Origin of the sequence: Streptomyces viridochromogenes DSM 40736, from assembly GCF_000158955.1 — a bacterium.
Classification (GTDB): Bacteria; Actinomycetota; Actinomycetes; order Streptomycetales; family Streptomycetaceae; genus Streptomyces; species Streptomyces venetus.
Genome location: NZ_GG657757.1, coordinates 1,075,193 through 1,078,187, shown reverse-complemented (window position 1 = coordinate 1,078,187; position 2,995 = coordinate 1,075,193). Strand labels below are relative to the sequence as shown.

The window sequence follows — 2,995 nt, the reverse complement described above, 5'->3', positions numbered from 1 at the left end:
CCCGGGCAACGCCTGCCACGCCCGCACCACCGGCGCCCCCGGCGACCGGCAGCGCGAGCAGCGCGTCCAGCACCTCTCCGCCGGGCGCCGCGTACACCCCGGCCCCGGCGAACGCGGTGGCCGTCTCCGGCGCCTCGTCGGCGGCATCCAGCCACGGCCCCCAGGCCGCCGCGACCACCGGCAGGCCTGCCGCCCGCCGGTGAGCGGCCAGTGCGGTCAGGAACGCGTCGGCAGCCGAGCCGACGACCGTTGCGGACCGGCCGGGCAGCGAGGTGACCGACGTGGACAGCACGAAGAAGTCCAGGCCGTCCGCGAACCGCCGCGTCAGCTCCACGGGACCCCGCAGGGCTTCGGCGAGCGCGGCGCCGAACCGCGGCCCGTCCAGGTCCTCCAGGCGTCCGTCCGCGCCCTGCCGCGGCAGCGACAGCACACCCCGCAGCGGCGGCCGGCCGTCGGCCAGCAACCCGGCGAGGCGTTCCACCCCGTCCGCCGACGCCAGGTCCACGGTCGCCTGCTCGCACCGCTCGAACCGTTCCGGGAGGTCGCCGAGCACGTCGTCCGGCAGGGGCTGCGCACCCGCCAGCACGACCGAGCGGGCCCCTCGCGCGGCCAGCCACTCCAGCGCCACCGCCGCGTGCCGGGCGTCGCCGCCGGCGACCAGGTACGTGGCGTCCGGCCGCAGCGCGGGCCGTGCTCCGCCGCCGACCGGGACCGGCCGCCCTTTCCAGACGGGCCTTCGAACCAGCGCCCGCCCCGCCCGGGCCCAGCCCGCCCCGCGCCCGGAGGCCGCGGTCACCTGCCCCGAGCAAGGTCCCGAGCAGGTCCGCCACCGAGGGCGGCCCCTCCTCGGGGTCGAGATCGACCTGCGCGCACGGCAGGTGCGGGTGCTCCCACACCAGCGACGTGAACAGCGCCGACAACGGTGCCTGTGCCGGGCGCGGTGAACCGCCCGCGAGACCGGTCGCCGCGCCCGCCGAGCAGAGCACGATCCGCGGCGCCTGCTCCGCCTGCCCCGCGTACTCCTGGAGGAACCCCCGCAGCAGCGCCAGCGTCCGGCCGCCCCGGCGGCACGCGGCGTCCAGCGGGTCGTCCGAGCCGGGGAGCTCCTCCGAGGCGCTCTCCTGCCCGTGGCCCGCGTCGTCGACGAGAAGCCCGGCCACCGTGACGCCCCGCTCCCGCAGTTCCGCGAACGTCTTCCGTACGACGTCCGGGTCGCCGGTGCCGACCGGCACGGTCTCCGTGCCGTCCCGGCCCCCGGCGTCCTCACCGGCCAGCGCGAGCGCCGGGACGCCGAGCAGGGCCAGTTCACCGCACCACGCCGCGGCTCGCTCCGGGGCTTCGCTGAACACCAGCCAACTGCCGCTCCCGCCACCGACGGTGGCCGGGCGGCCGTCCTCCGCGAGGGCGTGCCACACCACTTCGTGCCGCTCCAGCGGGGCCTCGGCCAGCCGTGCCGCCGCGGCACCCGTGAGCGGCCGCAGCCGCAGCCCCGTCACGGCCGCCACGCGGGTGCCCTCCTCGGACAGCAGGACGACGTCGGCCGCCCCGTCCGTGCCGTGCCGCACCCGCAGCCACAGCGCCTCGGAGGGCGGTCCGGACACCTCGAGCCGGTCCGCGGACACCACCGTGCGCGGGCCGGAGCCGGACAGCGCCGCGAGCTGAACGGCCCCTTCGAGCACAGCGGCCCACCGCCCCCAGGAGCCGGCCGGGCCCGCCGGCACATCGGCCGTGCCGACCAGGGCCACGGCCTTGTCGCCGCCGAGCCACACACGCTCCAGCACCCGCAGCGGCTCCCCGTACGCGTGGCCCTGCCGCCACAGCGTCCGGTACGCCTCCGCGACGTCCAGCTCGGTGAGACCCGCGTGCAAGTGACTCCGGTTCGATCCGGTCGGGCGCGGTCCGGGGCGGTCCGGGACGGCCGTCGCGCAGCCCGCTCGGCCCACCGGCCGTCGCCGTCCGGGCCCTGCTCCTTGACGAAGGTCCGCACCCGCACCCCGTCGCCGCCGTCCTCACGGATGGTCTGCAGCGTGACCGGCGTGCCGGAAGCGGCGCTCACCGTGCCGGGCAGACGCAGGTCGGTCAGTGTCCAGGCCGAGTCGCCGGACCCGTGACGGGCCGCCGCCAGCAACCACTCCAGCCGGGCCCCGGCCGGCAGCACCGGCGTGCCGTGCAGGCGCTGCCCGAACACGCCCGCCACCTGCCCCGGCGACAGCTGCTGCGGGAACGACCGGCCCGGGGCGTCCACCAGATCCAGGGCGGTGCCCAGCAGCGGATGCGGTGGCGCGGCAGCAGGCCCGGGCGTCTGCGGCTCGGGCGGAACCAGCCAGCAGCGCACCTTCTGGTAGGGATACGTCGGCAGGTCGACCCGGCGCGCGTCCCGGCCGTCGAAGGCCGGGGACCAGTCGATGTCGACGCCGTCGGCGTGCAGGTCCCCGAGGGCCGACAGCAGTGCCTGCTCGGCGGGCTGTCCGCCGCCCGGCACACCGGTCAGCAGCAGCGGCCTGCCCGGCTCGCCGAAGCCGGTGGCACAGCGGCCGGCCCGTCCGGTGAGGTCGGCCGACAGGTCCAGCCCGACCAGCCGTGTCACACCGTCCGTCCGCAGGTGGCGCACCGCGTCCAGGAAGCGTGCCGGGCCGCGCAGGTGCTCCAGCCAGTGCTCGGCGGTCCGCAGCTCGGCCGGGTCCACCGGCCGACCGGTCACCGTGGACACGACGGGCACCTCGGGTTCATGGAACGTCAACCGTTCGACGACTGCCCGGAGTTCCGCCTCCGCCGCGGCTGCCGCCCCCGGCGCGAGCAACCGCGCGGGTCGCGGGTCGCCCGTCGCCCTGCCGCTCGCGCGCCAGTGCGCGGCGAACCGGGCGACGGCCCCGGCATCGCCGGAGACGACCGTCGTGCCCGGCTCGTCGATCGCGGCGACGGCGACGCCGGCCGCGTCCGGGCCGGACAGCACGGCACGGAACCTCGTCCGCCGTGGCCCGCACCCACACCGACG

The 2,995-nt window shown here is 77.9% G+C and carries 1 protein-coding gene and 2 pseudogenes; all 3 read right to left on the bottom strand.

Going from position 1 to position 2,995, the window contains the following annotated elements; all coding sequences use genetic code 11:
* A partial coding sequence (locus SSQG_RS41305) for a KR domain-containing protein (RefSeq protein WP_039931942.1) occupies positions 1–796 on the bottom strand: 796 nt, incomplete at its 3' end.
* A 718-nt stretch (positions 797–1,514) separates the two neighbouring features.
* Positions 1,515–1,943 (bottom strand): annotated as a pseudogene (locus tag SSQG_RS43905) (polyketide synthase dehydratase domain-containing protein); the annotation flags it as partial.
* Positions 1,944–2,011: 68 nt separating this feature from the next.
* Positions 2,012–2,335: pseudogene (locus SSQG_RS43900) on the bottom strand (hypothetical protein); the annotation flags it as partial.
* Positions 2,336–2,995: the final 660 nt, after the last annotated feature.